We start from the raw sequence: 2,632 nt of genomic DNA, 5'->3' as shown, positions 1-2,632 counted from the left end.
CGCGGTAGTCAAGACCGACGCCTTCCTCAACCTGAGGACCTGGCAGTCGATGGCCATCCAATTCCCGGAGTTCGGGTTGATGGCCCTGGGAGTGATGCTGACCATGATCACCGGTGGCATCGACCTCTCGGTTGTCGGGATCGCCAACATGACCTCCATCGGTGCCGCCGTGGTGATGCTGAGTCTTGCTCCCCGAGGTGCGGACGCCGCCACCTCCGCAGGGGCGATCGCCCTAGCGATCGTCTCGGCACTGGTCGCCGGCACCGCCGCGGGCGCACTAAACGGTTTCCTCGTCGCCAAGATCAAGATTCCGCCGATCCTGGTGACCCTAGGCACCTTCGAACTGTTCACCGGCATCGCCATCGTGATCACCGGTGGGAAGCCCAAGAGTGGCCTGCCTCCCATGTATGGCCAGACCTTCGCCGGAAAGATGTTCGGAGTGATCCCGGTTCCCTTGGTGGTGTTCGTGATCGCCGCCGCCCTGATCGCGGTCCTCATGAACAACACGGCATTCGGCACCAAGATCCACATGCTCGGCACCAATGCCAAATCTGCGACGTTCAGCGGCCTCAATACCTTCAGCCTCCTCGTGCGCACCTATATGATCTCCGGGCTGTACGCATCCGTCGCCGGCCTGGTCATGCTCGCCAACTACAACTCCGCCAAAGCCGACTACGGCTCCACCTACACCCTTTTGGCCGTCCTCATCGTGGTGCTCGGCGGGGTCAACCCCAACGGTGGCACCGGGCGACTGCTTGGGGTTGTACTGGCCATCGGCATCCTGCAGATCCTCTCCTCCGGACTCAATATGTTCCCCAATATCAGCAACTTCTACCGGCCACTGATCTGGGGCGGGGTCCTGCTGGCTGTGATTACAGCCAACCACTTGTCGGGGAAGCGCTCATCAAGCCGAATCGCCAAAGGAAAAGGACAAGCCCAATGAAGACCGCAAAGGACAAGCATGTCGTCGTCGGAGCCGACTTCGCCGGCTTCCCCCTCAAAGAGGCCGTGAAGAAGCACCTCATCGAGCGCGGCTGGACGGTCGAAGATCTCACCCCGACGATCGAGAAGGCCGACATGTACCACCGGGTCGGATTCCTCGTCGGGTCGAAGATCGCCGAATTCGAGTTCGAGAAGGCCTTGGCCTTCTGTGGGACGGGAATGGGCATCCACATCGCAGCCAGTAAGTGCCCGCACGTCCACGCTGCCCTGGCGGAGACGCTGCCGGCCGCCAAGAGAGCAGCCACAGCCAACAATGCGAACCTGCTCGCGATGGGGGCGTTCTGGACGGCCCCCCGGCTGGCAGAAGCCATGGCGGACGCGTTCCTGGAGAGCTCACTCGGAGACGGTTACGAGGATTGGGACGGCTTCTACGACTACCACAGGATCGGTTACGACGAATGCGAGGAGTTCGACTACGAGGCCTACAAGGCCAACGGCTTCAACGTAGAGAACCCGGCAGAGGCTGAGCTGGGGCCCGAGCCACGCGGACTCGCCTACTAGGGGATCGTGGAGTCAATGGATTTGCGGTTGGGCTGCTGGGAGGATGAGTTCAGGCGATTTGCCGCTTCCTCGAGTTGAACAGATAGGGATGCCAACGATGACCTCGATCGAATTGCGTGCCGATATCACTGGTCAGGACCGCCGGTATCTCTCGGCAACCGTCGACGGAGAGGGCGATCTCGTTCTCTCCGGCCAGGACCTCGGGCCAGGAACCAGCCTGGTGTCCCCGGACGGCGAGTACGAATACTGGATCACCGTGGAGGCGGCTCACATCCCTCTACTGCTTGCCCGGCTGGGAGCACCAGAGCGATCGGACATCCTCGAGGTCCTGGCCTTGACCTGGGCTGGGGAGCGATCCTATGAGCTAGAGCGGATCATTCGGGACGATGACGTTCCACATCGTCTCTCTTCCTATTCGTAGAACTCCCAGTAAAGATCCTTCGCGGCCCGCCTCCATGCTGGCTCAGGCGGGCGGTCCGAAGGCGTGTCGGATTGAGCCTGTTCAGATTATGCATGTTCGCCCACATGATCGGGCCGATGACGTGATCGACCGTCGTAATCGGGTGGCGGTGGTTGTTCCTGTAGATCGCGACGTACACGAAGCTGAGGACGCAGCTAATGACTCGCCGTCAAGACAGTGTTCGACCTGCTTGGAGACCCTGGAGTGCATGGGGAAGCACACCCCTCGGAGAAGTTGTTGTTCTGGGCTGTGCTGTGACTCCGGAATGAGTGAGCTGGCGAGACGTGACGCGTGTGTTCGGGTGTGTAGTCCTGCGACGAGGGGAGACGTCACCGAACAGCTGGCGCTCAACCCCCGGAGCGCGCTTTTGTCGGTCGGGTGTGCAGACCTCCTCCATCGTCCCTTGTCGCAGGGAAGTCCTGGTGGCCAGGGTTCGCTTGTGCGTCTCGCGATCAAGCGAATAGAAACCTTGGGAAGGTCCAATTTCGGGAGAGCCGCGACCGTTTGAGGTTGACCCCGTTTGGTGGACATCCCGATGAGTCCGGCCTGGTGAGAGGGCTGGTCGAGGAAGGATGGCCCTCATGGGGGCGAAACGGAAGTCGTATTCCCCGGCGTATCGGCGTGAGGCAGCACGTTTGGTGATCGACACCGGTCGCAGGATCGTTGAGG

Annotated in this window: 3 protein-coding genes; all 3 read left to right on the top strand. The window is 61.2% G+C overall.

The window, feature by feature from the left end; genetic code table 11:
• Positions 1 to 943, top strand: a 943-nt coding sequence (locus JJE47_00705) for an ABC transporter permease (GenBank protein MBK5265930.1), incomplete at its 5' end; no start/stop codon positions are given.
• Positions 940 to 1,503 (top strand): RpiB/LacA/LacB family sugar-phosphate isomerase, encoded by a 564-nt coding sequence (locus JJE47_00700; protein MBK5265929.1) that lies wholly within the window; start codon positions 940 to 942, stop codon positions 1,501 to 1,503. The genes JJE47_00705 and JJE47_00700, both read left to right, overlap by 4 nt.
• 97 nt (positions 1,504 to 1,600) lie before the next feature.
• Positions 1,601 to 1,924 carry a hypothetical protein gene (locus tag JJE47_00695; protein ID MBK5265928.1) on the top strand — a complete coding sequence of 108 codons (324 nt, stop codon included), beginning with the start codon at positions 1,601 to 1,603 and terminating at the stop codon, positions 1,922 to 1,924.
• The last annotated feature ends 708 nt before the right edge of the window (positions 1,925 to 2,632 follow it).

The sequence above is a fragment of the Acidimicrobiia bacterium genome (genome assembly GCA_016650365.1).
Lineage (GTDB): Bacteria > Actinomycetota > Acidimicrobiia > Spongiisociales > JAENVV01 > JAENVV01.
The sequence above is the reverse complement of the archived record's forward strand: the minus strand, read 5'-3'. Positions and strand labels throughout refer to the sequence as shown.